Genomic DNA, 17,025 nt, shown 5'->3' on the forward strand with positions numbered 1-17,025 from the left:
CTACATCCCCAGGGTGGCGAGCATCAAGTAAGCCGCACGGGCCGGCTCACTAAATGGCTTTGATTGTGTGGTTGTTTCGTGATCTCGGGCATGAGCCTGAGCAATTCTGAGATAGTCTTCCGGTTGCACCATGCGGGCCGCTCCATCGGACGACGGCAACATATTTCCGTTTGTCGGCAAGCCATTGCCGCTACCCACCAAGGTGACAGCATCGGCAAGTTTCTGTTCAAACCGATCCCGAATGGATTCAAAGCTGTGTGCTTCTCCATGGCGGTTAAAAAATATCGAGCGATTGGCGCGCGCTGCTGATTGGAAATGGGAAGCCGCCGCCCCTTGCGGACTGGCGTCCAGATGATTGAGAAATTTGGCGGCGCCAGCCGGGCCCAAAAAATGTGCTAGATAGAGATCTACCGATTCAGGCTCACGGCCAATTCGGTCTTCAAGATAGGCTTTATTGTCGCTTGCAAATTCACCCGCCATATTCGCAGATAATTGGGCGTCGTTTCTAAGCGCAAGAATGGCATTTTTCTGGGATTTATCGGCTATAGAAAATTGACCGTTGCGGTTACGGGATATGGCTTTTTCCGCCCAGCCCAACCCATATTGATCACCTTTTTCTTTGATCAACCCCATCCAGGTTTGATCAATAAACTGATAGAGACCGGTGGCCGAAGAAGTGGCTGCCTTGGCATCCGGCCGCAAACCGCTTTCCAATTGTGCTTGCGCAACCAGATATTGGAAATCAACACCCGTCTGCTGAGCGCTCTGGGCAATGATGCCGGTTAGGCTGCGTTGCTGTGAAAGCGGGGGGATCGATAAATGGAACATGACCGTTTCAAATTCTCCTGCACAGAAGAAAAGCAATGATCGTGCCAAAAAATATTGATGCTAACGGGCGGACTTCTCGCCTGCATTACTCCAAAAAAAAAGGCCGCGATCTGAAGCGGCCTTGTTCTGAGTTTGGATATTTGGAATAGGCTGGGTGCTATTGCCCCGCTCCGGTTCGGGTATAGACATTTGCTGAACTCTCTCGGAAACCCGATAGCAGTTGCAGCCGGGTTGCGCTGTGATCTCGCAAAAAGCGGAGACGATAGATTGAAGCTTGCATCAACTCCCCGGCTTCCGACATCAGCGGTTGCAATGAAGGATCGATGTCTCTCGCATCAATAGCGTCCAGTTGAGCGGCTGCCTCCCCCAATTTTTTGCTCGCTTGGAAAATAGCGTCGCTGTCATGACCTTCTAGGGCTGAAAAAAGAATATCTTGAGAATGGCGGAAAGATTCCACTATCCGCTTCATTGTTCCGTTCCCAAACCAAACACGCCCATATCGAGCATTTTCTGTGCCAAAGCAGCGGTATCGACGCTGTAGATGCCTGATGCTATTTTTTGGCGCACTTCAGCCACTTTCTGTTCATCAAAAGGTGGGTTTTGCGCCGCTAATATAGAAGCCGTCGTGGTAATTGCTGGCGTGTTTTTACCGCCGCCGGCCTCTGCGCCGGCCGTAACTTTGTTGGATGCTCCATCTTGCAGGACGGAACGATCCAACCGCGTATTAATCGCTGTATAGCTTTCTACTGGTTTCATTTCACTCTTTCCTCGTTGCGCTGGATGGCCACTTTCTTTTTGCCAGGCCAACGCTTAAAACTTCTGTCATTACAATTTACGGCTTGTTGAGAAAAAATTAATATCTGCTTTAAAAATATTTTATTGCGCCAGTTCCACTTCCCCTGATCCTGATACTTTAGCCATTAAAACCTTAGACTTACGGCTAGCACGGACGGGAATAAAATCACCTATTCGGCCATTTTTTTGAGCGACAACGCCGTAACTTATGCTGAAATTGGCGCGCCGAACGACCAAAGTTAGCGGTTGATTGCGGCGAATTATAAAATCGTCATTGCGTGATACGACATTCGTCGCGGGTAATGACCGGGATCGAATAGGGACAAATATTCGCCAACCCTTATCCGCGCAGCTGACAAGAACCGCATTATTATTCGTATCGGATAATTGGACTGGGCTAGGGCAACGCTTTAGCCGCAACTTGCGATCAATCTCAGCGCGTGCGCCGCCAGCCGATCCGATCGTCGCGTTCAAGTGACGCGCCACTTGGCGATCGAGCTGCGCTGTATCTTCGAAGGTCGGGACCGCGCCAATCGCGAAAACGGACAAAATTGGAACGATAAATCGGTAATGAGCCATATTGATTTCCTATAAATGTATAGGAGTTTCAAAGCAGGTTCCATGCCAACTCAGTGAGCGTCCATTCTATTTATTGACTATATCATCAGCAGCGGCGGTAAACACCAAGTGGATATGACTCTTTCTCTTTGCGTTAGAAATCAGAGTTTCGGGCATATGAAGTTTTATTTTTCTACCGTCTTGGCCGGCTTTCTCAAATGCATCTGCTATGGCAGCGGATCGAGCGGCCACTTTTTCCCATTGGCGCAATCTAAAGTCGCCGTCTTGATTAACGGCAGCGGGGACCATGATCGACAATAAGTGCCCTTGATGATCGGATTGGATATTGGCAATTCGATCACGAGCAAAGTCTGTCAGCAATGCATTACTTTGACCAAAAAACTGTTCCGCTTTATATTCGTAATGCCCCAATATTTGGGATGGCTTCGCTATGGTCTGTGATACGGAATCATCTGCTTTCTGATCTGCAATGTTGAAAAAATGGGCATAGGCAAAGGCACTTAATAACATCAGTGCCAAATCCAGAAATGATAAGGTAGTCCGCCCCGCGTTCATGGTTCAACCAACGGCTCGGGACGGCTTGTGTGGTGAAAAATGCACGGGCCCCAATATGACCAGCTCCCGCTTTGCAATGGCAATACTATGCTGCACCACGGCGTCACGATAGCTATTTAATATCTGCGCTCTGGCTTGGAGGCGAACATGAATCGGAAAGGCGATGATATGCGAAACAAAAAGTCCATAGAGGCTGGTTAGCAGCGTGAAGCTCATTGCCGGACCCATTTTCATCGGATCGATTCCGGTGGCAAAAAGTTGTATCAAACCAATAATTGTGCCGATAAGACCAATAGCTGGTGCAATTTCTGACGCTGCGCTCCAATAGCTGGCCGTGACATCTTGCCGCTTTTGAACAATATTTTGTTGCAAGCGCGCCCATTCTTCAAACAGCTTCGCATCCTTTGAATGCAGCAATTTTGCAATAACCGATGTGACGAATTTATCTTCGCTGCGCAGACTTTCTAATCCCACTAGTCCCCGTTCCCTGAGAACAAAATCAATACGGCGGCACATGAAAGTCGCATTTTCACCGGATTCCGAAAAGGGATCGCGCCCGCTATTGAGCAGCGCGGCAAAAGCCAATCCAAGAGAAGAGCGGCCATTTTGAATCCAGGCCATGAGCAGGACCCCGCCCAACACCAAAGCAAATAAAAGCGGATCAAAAAAACGCGTCAAATTGTCCAGAACAATATCCACTATTTTACCACCCTGTCGAACGCGGCAAAATTTTTCCGGTGGGCGGCAAATTTTTGCCGGTCTTGTCCAAAAGGAAATATGTCTACGATTGCGATTGGCATAAAACCCCCAAAAACCACCATTTCAATCATACTGCGCCAAAACTGGCACAGCCTTTGCGAAGTATGATCCGAGTTTATCCAACCTGGCCATCTCCACACCCAAGTGACGGTTGTCAGCCCGGATGATTAAGACAGGATTTTAGAACGATGCCCAATCTGGACGAAGTATTTGCATTAAACGGCGGTGCGCTGAAATTGCGTTCGCAACGTTTGAATATGCTTGCTTCCAATATCGCCAACGCTTCGACCCCGGGATATAAAGCAAAAGATCTCGATTTTGATCGTGCGATGCAGCAAGCCCAAAATGGCAGCTCGATCAACGCAGCCATGAATGATCATACCGGCTACCGCGTTCCGCTACAGCCCTCCCTTGATGGGAACACAGTCGAGCTTTCGGTTGAACAAACCTTGTTCGCAGAAAATGCCATTCAATATCGCACCACCTTGTCCTTCCTTCAGGGACAAGTGTCGTCGATCAAACGCGCCCTAAAAGGAGAGTGACATGAGCGGTAACATGAATGTTTTTGACGTCGCGAGTCGCGCTATGTCAGCCCAGATGGTGCGGTTAAACACCACCGCATCCAACCTCGCCAATGCCCGCACTGATTATGCCAGCAAGGATGAAGCCTATCGTGCCATGCGCCCGGTTTTCCGTTCCGTTATGGAAGAAAATATGGCGACCATTGACGTTGAACGGGTGGTCCAGACGGATGCCGAACCGCAAAAACGCTACGACCCTTCCAACCCCATTGCCGACCAGCAAGGCTATGTTTGGGAGGCGGCCGTCGATGAGACAGCCGAGATGATCGACATGCTCGAAACCGCCCGAAATTACAAAAATAACGTCCAAGTTTTACAGACCGCAAAATCACTTATTCTAGAAACAGTAAGGAACCAATAATGGAAATCGCTCCACAAGTTTTTGAAAATACGACCAATAATATTGCAGGCCTAGAGGCGGCACAACCCGCCAACGCCGTTGGCAACAACAGCCTGGGACAAGATTCCTTTTTGCGACTAATGACCACACAATTGAAATTTCAAGATCCGTTCGATCCATTGGATAACCAAGCCATGGTTGCGCAGCTCGCACAATTTTCGAGCGTTGCTGGTATTTCAGAAATGAACCAGTCGCTGACCGATATCGCTTCGATGCTGGGTAACAATCGCCTGTCTGATGCCAAAGAATGGATCGGACATACTGTTTTGGTGCCCGGAACATTTGCTGTTGCCAATAAAGATGGCGTCTATGCCGGTGAGTTTGAATTGAACCAGGCCAGCGACAACTTGTCGATCGACCTGCTCAACGAAACCGGTGAAATCGTGATGTTCGCCGAGCTCGGTCGTCAGGATGCCGGGCCGGTAGAGTTTAGCTTTGATAGCAAAAACGCCAATGGAGAACCGCAAGATCTTGGTCGCTTGAGAGTGCGCGTCAATGGTGGTTCCATATCCGATTTGGCCACTTGGGTTCCGGTTGCATCGGTACAAACATCTCAGGCAGACGAACCACCAATTCTGGTGACCCCTATCGGCAATGTGCTTCCCTCTGAAGCTTTGCGCATTGGCTAGAATAACCCTGCCCCACAATATTTAAACCAGGAGAAGAAACTATGTCTTTCTTTACATCGCTCAGTGGCTTGAAAGCCGCGCAAACCGATTTGAACGTGATTTCCAACAATGTCGCGAACACAAATTCAACCGGCTTCAAAAAAAGCCGCGCTCAATTTGGCGATCTGTTTGCCGCATCCCCAACCCAATCCGCCAAAACGGTAGCTGGTCAGGGCGTTCGGCTAAACGGAATCACGCAACAATTTACGCAAGGGACATTGCAAGCCACTGAAAAAACACTGGACCTTGCTATTGCCGGTGACGGGTTTTTCTCCGTTCGCGGACAACCGCCGCGCCAAGATTTATCGTTCACCCGGAATGGATCATTTTCGGTCAACAATAATCGGGAAGTCATCGACACAACCGGAGCCAAAGCGCAGCTATTGCCAGTGGATGCAACGGGCGTTGCAACATCTACAAATGTAGCGGACATGTTTGACTTCATTCTTCCCGATTCAGATCCATCCGATCCCAGCGCCCTACTCGCCAATATTTCGATCAATGGCGAAGGCGTTGTCAGCGCAACATTTTCTAACGGTAACCAGTTGAATATTGGTGCATTGGCCATGGCCAGCTTTACCTCGATTGAAGGATTGCGACCGATTGGAGATGCTCATTGGCAAGCCACTGGTGATTCCGGCGCAGCGCAAATTAACCAGGCTGCCAATGGTCCGCTCGGTCAAGTTCGGTCCGGTTCACTGGAACTCGCCAATGTCGACATAACCGAAGAATTGGTGTCGCTCATTTCCGCTCAACGGAACTTTCAGGCCAACGCCCAAGCCATCGAAACCGCCAATACGTTGAGCCAGACCATCATAAATCTTCAGGTCTAAGATCTGAAGGGGATAGCGATCTAGGAACTGCTCATGGATAAGCTTGCATATACCAGCATCAATGCGATGAAATCATTGATGAACCGGCAAACGGCCATTGCCAATAATATGGCAAACTCCAACACCATTGGGTTTAAAGCCGATATGGTTTCGGCAGAGGCCAAATATCTGGTTGGACCGGGGCATGACAGCCGTGCGATGGCGGTGCAGCGCGATATGCAGGCCGATATGAACAGCGGATCCGTGACTCAAACCGGACGGTCCCTAGACATCGTATTGGAAGGCGACGCGCTGATTGCTGTCCAATCGGCCGAAGGCAATGAAGCTTATTCCCGTCGCGGCGATTTCCGGATTGCCGCGACCGGGACAATGGTTACCGGTGATGGCCACCCCGTTTTGGGTCAGAGCGGTCCAATTACAGTGCCACCATCCGAGAGCATTAATATCGGCGCCGATGGAACGATATTTTTCGTCCCCCTGGGCGGTGACCCGACCCAGCCTGAAGAATTGGATCGGATAAAATTGGTCAGCATGACCGGAAGCGCAATCTCCAAAGGATCAGATGCCTTATTCCATGCCGCTGATGATGGCGTCCTTCCAGTTGATGAAAATGCTCGAGTCATTTCCGGGGCTTTGGAAGAATCCAATGTCAACATGACGGCAGCATTAGTCGATATGATCGAGACCAGTCGCGCTTGGGAAACCCAAGCCAAATTGCTGCGAACCGCCGAAGAGCTGGATGAGAGCAGCAGTAGCATCATGAACATGCCGCAAGGATAGTCAGAGCGCTAGTCGCACTAAGGAGAATTTAAATGAGCAATGCAGCCCTACAAGTCGCACGGACTGGTCTTGACGCCCAAAACACAAAAATGCGTGTCATTGCGAACAACTTAGCCAATGTGAACACCACCGGTTTCAAACGCGATCGTGCCGATTTTGAAACTTTGGCTTATCAAAATATCGTTACGCCCGGCGCACCATCTGATGCCCAAAATCGGTTCGCCAGTGGATTGCAACTGGGTACGGGTGTGAAGCTTTCTGGCATTGGTAAAATCAGCACACAAGGCACATTGCAAATTTCTGAAAATGCTTTGGATATGGCGATTGAAGGGGCTGGATTTTTCCAAGTCGAGCTTCCGGATGGCACGACTGGATATTCTCGCGCGGGAAATTTCAACCTGACGGCAGAGGGCAATATGGTGACCAGCGATGGCTTTCCCTTGATACCTGCAATCCAAATCCCACAAGGCGCCACCAATGTAACCATCGGCAATAATGGAACCGTTACCGCTACACTGGCGGGACAAAATGAGCCCAGCGAGCTGGGTCAAATTGAATTGGCGAGTTTCACCAACCCTGCCGGTCTGCTCTCAGTCGGTAATAATATCCGATCAGAAACAGCAGCCAGCGGTCCACCTCAGGTTGGCGAAGCCGGCACGGAAGGCATTGGTTCTATTCGCCAAGGTGCTTTGGAGCAATCCAATGTCAATATTGTCGAAGAATTGGTCAACATGATCGAGACGCAGCGGGCTTATGAAGTCAATTCCAAGATGATTTCGGCCACCGATGAAATGCTGCAATTTGTGAATCAGCAGCTTTAATATTTTCAATGAAAGATAATTTTCTCATGCCCCAATTCCGTATCTCGAAAAGTTCAATCATGGTGATGACAACACCGTTACTCCTTATGGGATGTCTTGGTGTCGGAGGATCAAAGGCCGGGCCAGGTTTCCAAGCCGCCACGGCCCCTCCGCTTGCGCAACCCGGCCCGGTTGCCGCCAATGGCGCGATCTTTCAGCAAGCCTCCGGCTATGCCGCGCTGACCAGTGGCATGCGCGCCAGCCGCAAAGGAGATATCATCACCATTTTGCTAGTGGAGAATACCAGAGCAGCAAAATCGAACAGCGCATCGGAAGATCGCAACGGAAGTATCGGGTTAACACCTCCGACAACCGGATTATTCTCACTATTTTCTCCCAGTGATGTGGGCGCCAGCGGTTCTCAAAATTTCGCCGGAACCGGCAGCGCGGCTCAATCCAATTCCTTGCAAGGACAAGTGAGTGTCACCGTCGCAGAAAGCTATGCCAATGGCACAATGTTGGTCCGCGGTCAGAAAATGACTTCGCTTAACCGAGGCAATGAACATGTTCAATTCAGCGGTTTAATCCGTGCGATTGACGTATCTTCCGAAAACACCATCCCGTCGAGCAAAGTAGCCGATGCACGTATCATTTATGGCGGTACCGGCGAAATTGCTTCGGCCAGCAAACAAGGTTGGTTGCAGAGATTCTTCTCCCGAATTTCTCCTTTTTAGCCCTCATACAGGCAAGACATTATGACCCTATCTTCTAAACTTCCTCGCATCATTCATTTGATCGCCGCACTAGCGATCACAATGTTTATCGCTGTGCAACCGGTCCAGGCTGAACGCATAAAAGATCTTGGACATTTTGCTGGGCTGCGCACCAACCAGCTGGTTGGCTATGGCGTTGTTGTAGGGTTGGCAGGAACTGGTGATGACAGCTTGGAATATGCGACGCTCGGCGTCAAAGGAGTAACCAGCCGCTTTGGCTTATCTCTACCTCCCGGCGTTAATCCCGCCACTAAAAATGCAGCCGCCGTCATGGTCACCGCAGAAATGCCGGCCTTTGCGAAACCCGGACAACGAATGGATGTTACCGTATCGGCACTTGGTAAGGCGAAATCGCTCCGCGGCGGGACCTTAATCCTGATGCCTCTCTATGGTGCGGATCAGCAAATATACGCCATGGCGCAGGGTAATTTAGCGGTTGGCGGATTAGGTATATCGGCTGCCGATGGCTCTAGTCTCACCGTCAATATTCCCTCCGTTGGGCGAATTTCGAGCGGCGCGACGATCGAGCGCACTGTTGCTACCGGATTTGAAACACAACCCTATTTGAGCTTCAACTTAGCCGATGCTGATCTAACCACATCGTTGCGCGTGGCCCAAGCCATTAACACGGCGATTGGCAAAGACCAGGCGGTTGCAGCAGATGCCGTAACGGTGAGGATCAACGCTCCTGTTGGTGTCCAGGAACGCGTCATGTTGATGGGTATGATCGAGAATTTGGAAGTCAGCCCAGCAAAAGCCAGAGCCCGCATCATCGTCAACGCCCGAACCGGTACTGTCGTTATAAATGGCGCAGTGCGATTAGGACCGGCGGCCGTCAGTCACGGAAAGCTGACCGTTCGCGTCGAAGAAAATCCCACTGTCGTACAACCGGCACCGTTTAGTCGCGGACGGACAGAGACAGAAGAGAATAGTGATATTCTATTGGAAGATAGCGGCGCTCCGGCGTTCGAAATTGGCCGCCGCGCTTCCCTGTCGGAAATTGTTGAAACTATTAATTCCATCGGTGTTTCACCGTCAGATCTAACAGCGATCCTCGAAGGTTTAAAGCAAGCCGGTGCATTGAAAGCGGAGTTGATAATCATATGAACCCTATACAATTTCAGAACCCGCGTTCAGTCGATCAGGTCCCACAAAATGCCCATTCATCTGACCGCAACACAAAGACGCAAGTCGAAGCGATGGCTGCGGACTTTGAAGCAATCTTCGTTCGGCAGATGCTAAAAACAATGCGTAGCGCTTCACTCAGCGAAGGCTTGTTTGACGGTCAAGGCACCGACCAATTTCAAGATATGCAGGATTCCATGCTTGCCGAGAATATGGCCGAAAAAGGCGTTTTCGGCGTTGCAGAACTGCTAAGCCGGCATGTGGAGAGCAAAAATGTCTGATCTATTGGCTATTGGACGCTCCGCGCTGCAGGTTAATGCGCGCGCATTGGAGGTTGTGGGTTCAAATATCGCAAACGCGGAGAATCCCGATTATGTCCGCCGATCGCTCAATGTTGGTGACACAACTATATATGGGTCCACCAACCCGCTTTATGGAAAATTTACTGGCGTCGGCGGGGTTGAAATTAATGGCCTTGTGCGCGCCAGCGACAAGTTTCTGGAAGCTGCAACCCGTCAGACCGGTGCCGATCGGGTGCGCACAGATGTGTTGGTTCAATGGTTGGATCAAGGTGAGATTGCGCTCGCAAATAATCAATCCGATGTGGGCAGCCAGCTCACGCAGCTATTCGGTAGCGCAGAAGAGCTGTCCGCAATACCCTTTGAACCAGCGCTTAGAGGTCAATTTCTTGGCGATATAGAAGATACAGTTGCCCGGTTCAATCAAACCGCATCCAATCTGTCGGCCACGACGACTTTAATCAACGGTGCCGCCACTCAAGAAGTATCAGAATTAAATCTGGCCCTTGCGGAACTCGCTGAGGTTAACGAGAAACTGCAGCCAACCCAGCCGGGCACCGCTCAGCATGTTGCATTGCTGGATCAACGCGATGCAGCCTTGACTGTGATCACTGAAAAACTGGATGTTGAAATAAATTTTGGCGATGACGGTTTGGTTGATGTTTCTCGTAATGGTACCGATCTGGTGGCATTTAATACCGTCAGTCCGGTGAACTTCATCGCCAATGCGGGCGGTGCATTTGATATTGATATTGGCGGTGTCGTTCAATCTGCTCCCACTAACGGGACATTGGGCGGTCTCCACCGCGCGCAATCAAACATTGCATCCAGTGCTTCTGAATTGGATGCTCTCGCGGTCCAATTTGCCGACGAGTTAAACGGTTGGCAGGCCAATGGCCGAACGGATGGCGGCGCGGTTGGCGCAGCGGTTGTTTCTCACGGCGGCGGCGCAGCCAGCTTAGCGATGACCGGATTGACTATAGATGATCTGGCCTTGGCCTCACCAGCCGGCGTTGCAAATGGCAATATCCTTGCCTTTGTTGACTTGCGCACTCCTGGTGGCACCGAGCAACAATTTGAAGGCTTAGTCCTTACCCAGGCTCAAAATCTATTGTCAGCACGAAGTGAAAGCGAAGCGGCGACTGCTTTTGACAGAGCCACACGCGAGTCCAGGGATCGCATATCCGTTGTCGATCTTGATCGCGAAGCAGCGGACTTAATCCGTCTCCAGCAATCTTACGAAGCATCGGCCCGCATTGTTCAGGTCGCGCGCGAGACGATTCAATCCGTTTTGGCCATATTCTAGACTAATTATATTCACACGCGCCAAAGGGGCTTAAAATGGAATCCATTAATCGCACCAGACCAGCAGATGCCATTCAGATGCAGAGTCAATTGGCTGACCTGATTGCGCGCAAGCAGGAAACCATCGCCACGGGGATAAGTTTCAACCGTCCATCGGAAGCGCCATCAAGCTGGCTGGAAATTTCCAGTATCAGCAGACAGTCAACCATTGAACAAAGCTGGTCGAACAATATCGGTCGCGCCCGCATTTTGGCGCAGCAAGCGGAATCTACGATCAACACAATGTCTAACGGAACCACGCGAGTCCGAGAACTTATGGTATTGGCGAACAATGAAACATTAGCACCCCAAGATCGAGACGTGATCATTTTGGAGCTTGAGAGCTTTCAACAACAATTCAGCCAACTTGTTCAAGTGGATGATAATTATGGCGGGAAGCTATTCCATAGCGGTGATCCCATAGAAATGCGGATTGACAATAATGTTTTGGTCACTCCGGCCCCCACTCTTGCTGCCGTTGCTCAGGGCGTTGATATTGGCGGCGGCATGACCGAAAGTTTGGATGTCATATTTGCAAATATGATCGACGCCGTCCGCTCGGGAACGCCAACCGAACGAGGGGAACAGCTAGATCGAGCAAAGGCGATGACCGATCATTTTGCTTCGTTGCTGGGCGCTCAAGGGGTTTTGGTCAACCGGTTGGATGAGCAAGAGCTGCGCCTGCAGGAATCAGAATTGAACACACTGGAACGGCGTTCTGCTCTGGAGAATACGGATATTGGCCAGGCTATTTCTCAATTCCAATCCTTGCTGGTCAACTTGGAGGCTGCCCAACGACTCTATGCGCAAACCGCGAGTAACTCCTTGGTTCAGTTGATCGGATAACTGCCGATAATATGCTTATTTGTCCCTTAACCACGGGGCATTTTTGCCGTTCACCAATATGATCGTCCTTCTGTTTCAGAGGGATCGAACAAAATTTAACGGACCTGTGGATTGGAACGAAGATGTTCGCTGGAATTGGTATTGTAGTTTTACTCGTCATGGTTTTTGGCGTTTTTATGATTTCCGGCGGCGATCTGGGTGTTGTAGTTTCAGCCTTGCCAGTTGAAATGGGCATTATCGGCGGATCCGCCGTCGGCGCGCTTATCATCGGCAATAGCAGCGGACAGTTAAAAGCATTGATGGGCGGCTTTGCAAAAGTCTTCAAAGGTCCAACTTACGTGAAACAAGACTTTATGGACTGCATATTGCTGGTTTCAAAACTGACCAAAATTCTCAAAAGCGAAGGCCCGGTTGCACTGGAGCCTCATATTGAAGATCCCAAATCCTCTCCCATTTTCAGCGAATATCCCAAGCTGCTCAAGGACGATACGTTGATCCATCTAATCGCGGATAGTTTGCGCCTGGTGGTGGTTTCTTCCGGCACACTAGATCCCCATGCTGTTGAAGATGTCATGGACCAGGCTATCAAGACTCATCATCACGAAGCCATAGCACCCGCAGACAATCTCCAGAACCTAGCTGACGCGCTCCCGGCACTCGGCATTGTTGCTGCGGTTTTGGGTATTATCAAAGTCATGGGTTCGATTGATAAGCCTCCAACAATACTCGGCGGAATGATTGGCTCTGCATTGGTTGGAACATTCCTTGGTGTTTTACTGGCTTATGGTTTGGTTGGCCCCATGGCCAACCGAGCGCGATCGGTCATTGAAAGTGATGCGAGCATTTATCATGTTGCCAAACAACTGATAATCGCCAGCCTTCACGGCCATCCTCAGCCGCTTATTATTGAGGCAGCGCGAACCAGCTTACAGCACGACAATCAACCCAGCTTCTCTGACGTCTTTGATGCCATAAGGGCAAAATAACATGGCAAAAAAAGCTGCGCCTGAACCCTTGCAACCGATCATTGTCAAAAAAATCATCATGGAAGATCATGGTGGTCACCATGGCGGTGCGTGGAAAGTCGCATATGCCGACTTTGTGACCGCGATGATGGCGTTTTTCTTGCTCATGTGGTTGTTAGGAGCAACCGACGAGAAACAGCGCAAAGGCATTGCCGACTATTTTGCTCCGACCCTTGCCCAAGTCAAACGAGACAGCGCAGGCGGCAAAGATATGTTTGGCGGCTCTTCGGTCACTGATCCGGATAAATATCCCAATCCAAATTCCAATACTGGTAACGCTGCTATGGCGGTTCCACGCAACAATACCGGCGCCAAAGCGGAACAAAAAAACAAGTATAAAGAAAAAGGCGAAAGCCAAGGCCAAGGAAAACTGGCGCAAGTGAAAGAGCTGGATGCCAAAGAATTTGAGCGACTTATTCGCGAACAGCTGAAAAATAACCCCGCGAGTTTGGAGTTGCTTTCCAACGTCAGGTTTACAGATACGCAAGAAGGTTTGCGCATCGATATTGTCGATGAAGCCGACTTCAGCATGTTCGCATTGGCAACGGATGATCTTAACCCCGTAGCCGCGGAGTTAATCGGTCAGGTCGCGCGCATTATCAAAACAGTCGATAATGAACTGATCATTAGAGGTCATACCGACAGTCTACCTTATGCCAGCGGTCAAAATATGAACAATTGGCTGTTATCTTCTGCGCGCGCCGAAGCGACCAGACAGGAACTGGTAAAACGCGGCGTCTCAATGGTTCGTACCGCCCGTATTGAGGGCGTTGCCGACACAGAGCCCTATAATCCCGCTGAACCGGCGGATGATAGGAATAGGCGTATTTCCATAACGATGAAGAAAATATAAGCCGTTTCATCCCGCACTGGCGATGCGATAGACCCAGTTTGGAAGTAAAACGGACCGGTCCACTCAGATTGGATTGAATATCCGTTGCTATCAGGCGTCTGGATTCGGATAACACTATGTGAAGGGTTTATATCTTTCATTCCAAAGCCATCGCAGCCCCCGCAGGTTGTGGCTTTGTTAAACGTAGCGCACCTGGTCTGCGTTATTATTGATTGGGTAGAGTTGCTTTGGTTACTCTACCCAATCGCTTTTGGGGCTCCCTATTCGGTCATCTTGGAACGATGCGTCGTCGATGTTCAGCACAGTGGTCTGAACCGGGCTGCCTGTGATGCAGATAATGATGCGGACAATGGTGTGGGCAGCTTCAATCCAAGCTTCAATAGATTTCGTGCAGATACCAAAAAGCCAGAGAAGAGTATTTCTACTCTCCCCTGGCTGACTGATTATCAGATCGATCGTTTGTCACCACCGCAATAGATACAGCGTCAATTAGCCGATCCGTTTATTCCGCCGAATATTGCAATACGGTATTGCGTCCCTGAGATTTGGCTTCGTAGAGCGCCAAATCTGCTTTTCGCAACAATGAGCGCTTGGTATCCGATTGCAAACATTCTGCAACACCGGCTGAAAAAGTCAGTTTACCGAGCGATTGGCCTGTCTCGAGATCAACCAATGCGCGGCGCGACAAAGTCTCACGGCATTGATCAACCAGTTTGCAGGCTTGATCGATAGACTTGTCTTCAAAAATCATTGCAAATTCTTCACCACCATAGCGTGATGTGTGACATTTGCTGTTCGACATGGTCGACAATTCGTCCGCGACCAGACGCAAGACACGATCGCCGCACTCATGGCCGAACGTGTCATTGACCTTCTTGAAATGATCAATGTCAATAAATACCAATATTGGGGCTGCACCGCCTTGAATCAGCTTTTCGAGCAGATCATCCAAAGTGCGTTCAAATTTCCTTCTGTTCGGCAATTTTGTTAACTGATCAAAATCTGCTTCATTTCTGGCTTGCTCCAACTCGGTCTGCAATTCTGCCAGTTTCTTGTTGGTTTCCGAAATTTGTTCCCGGTTTTCGCGGGTTGATTCAACCATAAGATGCGACAAATCCAAAAGTTTCTGTATCGCGTTATCGAGATCACCCGGTTGGGTGCGGATATGATCGGCATGCTCGATCAAATTTGTTTCGGCCTCGATCGAATTTTTGGTGCCATCATCAATGATTTGGCTGGTTTGATGAATCTGGGTAATGGCCTCTTTCAATATTTTGTCAATTTGCACCCCAATGTCTGAACGCAAATATTTGTCGTGCAATTCTGCCGCGGACGAATTGTTTAACCGGCCGGCCGATGATAGGCCTAATATTTCATTTTTCAGAACGCTTTTGCCGCCACAAATATATTCCCAAGCGAGTTCCAAATTATTAGAAGACAGGGACAGATTATGCTGTCGGATAAAGCTCGCGATCGCGAAGAGGGGCGTTCGCTGACCATCCTCCTCAATGCAGACCGGGCAGGATTCCTCATTGTCATTATCGCGGAAATAACCGTCCAATATATTTTTAATATCTAGTTTCACGTTATGCTCTCATTCTGGGTTGTGGCATACGGTTATACGCATCAAGCGCAGCGACCTTATATGCTTCGGCTAGGGTGGGGAAATTGAAGACAGTGTCGGACAAATAGTCGATACCTCCGTTGAGGTTCAAAACGGCTTGGCCGATATGAATAAGTTCTGTCGCGCCCTCTCCGACAATATGAACGCCCAAAAGTTTTCGATCGTGAAGATCAAAAATGCATTTGAGCATCCCTTTGCAATTGCCTAAAATATGGCCACGAGAGGTTTCTTGAAATCGCGCGATGCCGATTTCAACTTGCAGATCATTGGCACGCGCTTCTTCTTCCGACATGCCAATACTGGCGATTTCTGGAATAGAATAGATTCCCAGAGGGAAATTATGCTCCGACGTGTGGATCGGATGATTAAATGCATGGCATGCGGCTAGCCGCCCCTGCTCCATAGAAGTGGAAGCCAATGCGGGGAAGCCGATGATATCACCCGCTGCGTAAATATGCGGCTGTGTCGTTTGCAGCGTTTCGGCATTGACAGAGAGCCGACCACGGCTGTCGGCTTCGATGCCTACTTTTTCCAATCCGAGCTTGCCAACCGCACCAACCCGGCCGGCCGTGAATAAGAGCATTTGTGATCGTAATTCTCGGCCATCATCCAGCACAACATGCGGGCTGTTATTTTTGTCCAGTTCGATATTTTTTATCGTCCGGCCCAAGCGCAGATTAATGCCGCGTTCGGACAATTGATGCGTGAAGTTGGAAACGATATCACGATCAATAAATTCGAGAATATTTTCTCTTGCTTCGACCACGGTAACCGGAATTTCCAGGGTCGAGAATATTGTTGCATATTCGAGCCCAATGACACCGCCGCCAACGACGATGATAGATTTGGGCATGGGCATATTGGCGGCAATACAATCGCTGTCGACCACAGACGTACCATTGAATGGGATATGACTGGGACGATAAGGTTTCGTGCCAACCGCGATGAGAAATTTTTCAGCCGTAACCGAATAGCTTGTTTTCTTGCCTTGAACCGTTTGGGAAACAGCAAGCTTATTGGATGCTGAAAATTTTGCACGCCCTTTTAACGTTGCAATATTATTGCGACACAGCTGGCTGTCGATAACCTCGACCTCATCGCCCAATGTGGTCGACAATCGTGACGCAATTGAATTTTGCGTTACGTTGGCACCATGACGTTGCCGCCCCGATTTAAAATGTTGATCACGCCACCCAGTAACCGACAGGACGGACTCCCGGATTGTTTTCGACGGCAGCGTTCCGGTATGCACTGACACACCACCAATTTTCTTTTGGTCATCGACGATCGCAACAGACTTCCCAAGTTTGGAAGCCTGGATGGCTGCGCGGCGACCAGCTGGCCCACCTCCGATTATTACAAAGTCATAATCAAAATCAGTCATCTATTTCCCTTTCGTGTGATGGTTAACGGCACCTGTGGAAAATATTAAACGGAAGGCAGCATTATTCCTGTAATTCCGGTGACTTTGAGATGCGTTAGCAATCACGAAGGAGCTGCTTCAAATTGGGACACCAGCAATATATTTGTCGGAATTGGCCAGTTTCCGGTAATTTTG

21 protein-coding genes are annotated in these 17,025 nt (G+C 49.7%); 13 read left to right on the top strand and 8 right to left on the bottom strand.

Annotated elements, in window-relative coordinates:
* The 6 genes from ABJU74_RS14405 to ABJU74_RS14430 all read right to left on the bottom strand — a co-directional run bounded on the left by ABJU74_RS14405 (nucleotide 1) and on the right by ABJU74_RS14430 (nucleotide 3,456).
* Nucleotides 1-828 (bottom strand): transglycosylase SLT domain-containing protein, encoded by an 828-nt coding sequence (locus ABJU74_RS14405; protein ID WP_348385468.1) that lies wholly within the window; start codon nucleotides 826-828, stop codon nucleotides 1-3.
* Between the two features lie 157 nt (nucleotides 829-985).
* Nucleotides 986-1,297 carry a hypothetical protein gene (locus tag ABJU74_RS14410; RefSeq protein WP_348385467.1) on the bottom strand — a complete coding sequence of 104 codons (312 nt, stop codon included), beginning with the start codon at nucleotides 1,295-1,297 and terminating at the stop codon, nucleotides 986-988.
* The gene (flgM, locus tag ABJU74_RS14415) at nucleotides 1,294-1,584 is read right to left on the bottom strand and encodes a flagellar biosynthesis anti-sigma factor FlgM (RefSeq protein ID WP_348385466.1); all 291 of its coding nucleotides are present in this window, start codon (nucleotides 1,582-1,584) and stop codon (nucleotides 1,294-1,296) included. The genes ABJU74_RS14410 and flgM overlap by 4 nt, the downstream gene beginning before the upstream one ends.
* Before the next feature lie 120 nt (nucleotides 1,585-1,704).
* Entirely contained in the window at nucleotides 1,705-2,202 is a 498-nt protein-coding gene (locus ABJU74_RS14420; protein WP_348385465.1) for a flagella basal body P-ring formation protein FlgA, read from the bottom strand.
* Between the two features lie 66 nt (nucleotides 2,203-2,268).
* Nucleotides 2,269-2,712, bottom strand: a complete 444-nt coding sequence (locus tag ABJU74_RS14425) for a hypothetical protein (protein WP_348385464.1) — start codon at nucleotides 2,710-2,712, stop codon at nucleotides 2,269-2,271.
* A 48-nt stretch (nucleotides 2,713-2,760) separates the two neighbouring features.
* Nucleotides 2,761-3,456: a MotA/TolQ/ExbB proton channel family protein gene (locus tag ABJU74_RS14430; protein ID WP_348385463.1), complete on the bottom strand. Its 696-nt coding sequence runs from the start codon at nucleotides 3,454-3,456 to the stop codon at nucleotides 2,761-2,763.
* A 248-nt stretch (nucleotides 3,457-3,704) separates the two neighbouring features.
* Here ABJU74_RS14430 and flgB point away from each other — a divergent pair, with 248 nt between their 5' ends.
* The 13 genes from flgB (at nucleotide 3,705) to ABJU74_RS14495 (ending at nucleotide 13,843) form a co-directional block, all read left to right on the top strand.
* Entirely contained in the window at nucleotides 3,705-4,058 is a 354-nt protein-coding gene (gene flgB / locus ABJU74_RS14435) for a flagellar basal body rod protein FlgB (protein ID WP_348385462.1), read from the top strand.
* Nucleotide 4,059: 1 nt separating this feature from the next.
* On the top strand, nucleotides 4,060-4,458 hold the full coding sequence (flgC, locus tag ABJU74_RS14440; protein ID WP_348385461.1) for a flagellar basal body rod protein FlgC: 399 nt from the start codon (nucleotides 4,060-4,062) through the stop codon (nucleotides 4,456-4,458).
* On the top strand, nucleotides 4,458-5,126 hold the full coding sequence (locus ABJU74_RS14445) for a flagellar hook capping FlgD N-terminal domain-containing protein (RefSeq protein WP_348385460.1): 669 nt from the start codon (nucleotides 4,458-4,460) through the stop codon (nucleotides 5,124-5,126). Before flgC ends, ABJU74_RS14445 begins: the two co-directional genes overlap by 1 nt.
* Before the next feature lie 41 nt (nucleotides 5,127-5,167).
* A complete protein-coding gene (locus ABJU74_RS14450) occupies nucleotides 5,168-5,998 on the top strand; it encodes a flagellar hook-basal body complex protein (protein WP_348385459.1) in 831 nt (276 codons plus the stop codon).
* A gap of 33 nt (nucleotides 5,999-6,031) precedes the next feature.
* Nucleotides 6,032-6,778: a flagellar basal body rod protein FlgF gene (gene flgF / locus ABJU74_RS14455; RefSeq protein ID WP_348385458.1), complete on the top strand. Its 747-nt coding sequence runs from the start codon at nucleotides 6,032-6,034 to the stop codon at nucleotides 6,776-6,778.
* A 32-nt stretch (nucleotides 6,779-6,810) separates the two neighbouring features.
* Nucleotides 6,811-7,599, top strand: a complete 789-nt coding sequence (gene flgG / locus ABJU74_RS14460; protein WP_348385457.1) for a flagellar basal-body rod protein FlgG — start codon at nucleotides 6,811-6,813, stop codon at nucleotides 7,597-7,599.
* Nucleotides 7,600-7,625: 26 nt separating this feature from the next.
* Nucleotides 7,626-8,312, top strand: coding sequence for a flagellar basal body L-ring protein FlgH (locus tag ABJU74_RS14465; protein ID WP_348385456.1), 687 nt, complete (start codon nucleotides 7,626-7,628; stop codon nucleotides 8,310-8,312).
* A gap of 81 nt (nucleotides 8,313-8,393) precedes the next feature.
* Nucleotides 8,394-9,458 (top strand): flagellar basal body P-ring protein FlgI, encoded by a 1,065-nt coding sequence (locus ABJU74_RS14470; RefSeq protein WP_348385619.1) that lies wholly within the window; start codon nucleotides 8,394-8,396, stop codon nucleotides 9,456-9,458.
* On the top strand, nucleotides 9,455-9,757 hold the full coding sequence (locus tag ABJU74_RS14475) for a rod-binding protein (RefSeq protein ID WP_348385455.1): 303 nt from the start codon (nucleotides 9,455-9,457) through the stop codon (nucleotides 9,755-9,757). Before ABJU74_RS14470 ends, ABJU74_RS14475 begins: the two co-directional genes overlap by 4 nt.
* A complete protein-coding gene (flgK, locus tag ABJU74_RS14480) occupies nucleotides 9,750-11,081 on the top strand; it encodes a flagellar hook-associated protein FlgK (protein WP_348385454.1) in 1,332 nt (443 codons plus the stop codon). The genes ABJU74_RS14475 and flgK overlap by 8 nt, the downstream gene beginning before the upstream one ends.
* 35 nt (nucleotides 11,082-11,116) lie before the next feature.
* Nucleotides 11,117-11,965 (top strand): hypothetical protein, encoded by an 849-nt coding sequence (locus ABJU74_RS14485; RefSeq protein WP_348385453.1) that lies wholly within the window; start codon nucleotides 11,117-11,119, stop codon nucleotides 11,963-11,965.
* A gap of 122 nt (nucleotides 11,966-12,087) precedes the next feature.
* Nucleotides 12,088-12,951, top strand: a complete 864-nt coding sequence (gene motA, locus ABJU74_RS14490; protein WP_348385452.1) for a flagellar motor stator protein MotA — start codon at nucleotides 12,088-12,090, stop codon at nucleotides 12,949-12,951.
* 1 nt (nucleotide 12,952) lies between these two features.
* Entirely contained in the window at nucleotides 12,953-13,843 is an 891-nt protein-coding gene (locus tag ABJU74_RS14495) for a flagellar motor protein MotB (protein WP_348385451.1), read from the top strand.
* 502 nt (nucleotides 13,844-14,345) lie between these two features.
* Here the strand turns inward: ABJU74_RS14495 and ABJU74_RS14500 are convergent.
* The gene (locus ABJU74_RS14500) at nucleotides 14,346-15,428 is read right to left on the bottom strand and encodes a diguanylate cyclase (protein ID WP_348385450.1); all 1,083 of its coding nucleotides are present in this window, start codon (nucleotides 15,426-15,428) and stop codon (nucleotides 14,346-14,348) included.
* 1 nt (nucleotide 15,429) lies between these two features.
* The gene (gene sthA, locus ABJU74_RS14505; RefSeq protein WP_348385449.1) at nucleotides 15,430-16,851 is read right to left on the bottom strand and encodes a Si-specific NAD(P)(+) transhydrogenase; all 1,422 of its coding nucleotides are present in this window, start codon (nucleotides 16,849-16,851) and stop codon (nucleotides 15,430-15,432) included.
* Between the last annotated feature and the right edge of the window lie 174 nt (nucleotides 16,852-17,025).

Origin of the sequence: Parasphingorhabdus sp. (genome assembly GCF_039982415.1) — a bacterium.
GTDB lineage: Bacteria > Pseudomonadota > Alphaproteobacteria > Sphingomonadales > Sphingomonadaceae > Parasphingorhabdus.

What these genes read in the sequence shown, in the direction of transcription:
- ABJU74_RS14405 (WP_348385468.1), bottom strand. Translation starts at nt 828, where the DNA reads ATGTTCCATTTATCGATCCCCCCGCTTTCACAGCAACGCAGCCTAACC.
- ABJU74_RS14410 (WP_348385467.1), bottom strand. Translation starts at nt 1,297, where the DNA reads ATGAAGCGGATAGTGGAATCTTTCCGCCATTCTCAAGATATTCTTTTT.
- flgM (WP_348385466.1), bottom strand. Translation starts at nt 1,584, where the DNA reads ATGAAACCAGTAGAAAGCTATACAGCGATTAATACGCGGTTGGATCGT.
- ABJU74_RS14420 (WP_348385465.1), bottom strand. Translation starts at nt 2,202, where the DNA reads ATGGCTCATTACCGATTTATCGTTCCAATTTTGTCCGTTTTCGCGATT.
- ABJU74_RS14425 (WP_348385464.1), bottom strand. Translation starts at nt 2,712, where the DNA reads ATGTTATTAAGTGCCTTTGCCTATGCCCATTTTTTCAACATTGCAGAT.
- flgB (WP_348385462.1), top strand. Translation starts at nt 3,705, where the DNA reads ATGCCCAATCTGGACGAAGTATTTGCATTAAACGGCGGTGCGCTGAAA.
- flgC (WP_348385461.1), top strand. Translation starts at nt 4,060, where the DNA reads ATGAGCGGTAACATGAATGTTTTTGACGTCGCGAGTCGCGCTATGTCA.
- ABJU74_RS14445 (WP_348385460.1), top strand. Translation starts at nt 4,458, where the DNA reads ATGGAAATCGCTCCACAAGTTTTTGAAAATACGACCAATAATATTGCA.
- ABJU74_RS14450 (WP_348385459.1), top strand. Translation starts at nt 5,168, where the DNA reads ATGTCTTTCTTTACATCGCTCAGTGGCTTGAAAGCCGCGCAAACCGAT.
- flgF (WP_348385458.1), top strand. Translation starts at nt 6,032, where the DNA reads ATGGATAAGCTTGCATATACCAGCATCAATGCGATGAAATCATTGATG.
- flgG (WP_348385457.1), top strand. Translation starts at nt 6,811, where the DNA reads ATGAGCAATGCAGCCCTACAAGTCGCACGGACTGGTCTTGACGCCCAA.
- ABJU74_RS14465 (WP_348385456.1), top strand. Translation starts at nt 7,626, where the DNA reads ATGCCCCAATTCCGTATCTCGAAAAGTTCAATCATGGTGATGACAACA.
- ABJU74_RS14470 (WP_348385619.1), top strand. Translation starts at nt 8,394, where the DNA reads ATGTTTATCGCTGTGCAACCGGTCCAGGCTGAACGCATAAAAGATCTT.
- ABJU74_RS14475 (WP_348385455.1), top strand. Translation starts at nt 9,455, where the DNA reads ATGAACCCTATACAATTTCAGAACCCGCGTTCAGTCGATCAGGTCCCA.
- flgK (WP_348385454.1), top strand. Translation starts at nt 9,750, where the DNA reads ATGTCTGATCTATTGGCTATTGGACGCTCCGCGCTGCAGGTTAATGCG.
- ABJU74_RS14485 (WP_348385453.1), top strand. Translation starts at nt 11,117, where the DNA reads ATGGAATCCATTAATCGCACCAGACCAGCAGATGCCATTCAGATGCAG.
- motA (WP_348385452.1), top strand. Translation starts at nt 12,088, where the DNA reads ATGTTCGCTGGAATTGGTATTGTAGTTTTACTCGTCATGGTTTTTGGC.
- ABJU74_RS14495 (WP_348385451.1), top strand. Translation starts at nt 12,953, where the DNA reads ATGGCAAAAAAAGCTGCGCCTGAACCCTTGCAACCGATCATTGTCAAA.
- sthA (WP_348385449.1), bottom strand. Translation starts at nt 16,851, where the DNA reads ATGACTGATTTTGATTATGACTTTGTAATAATCGGAGGTGGGCCAGCT.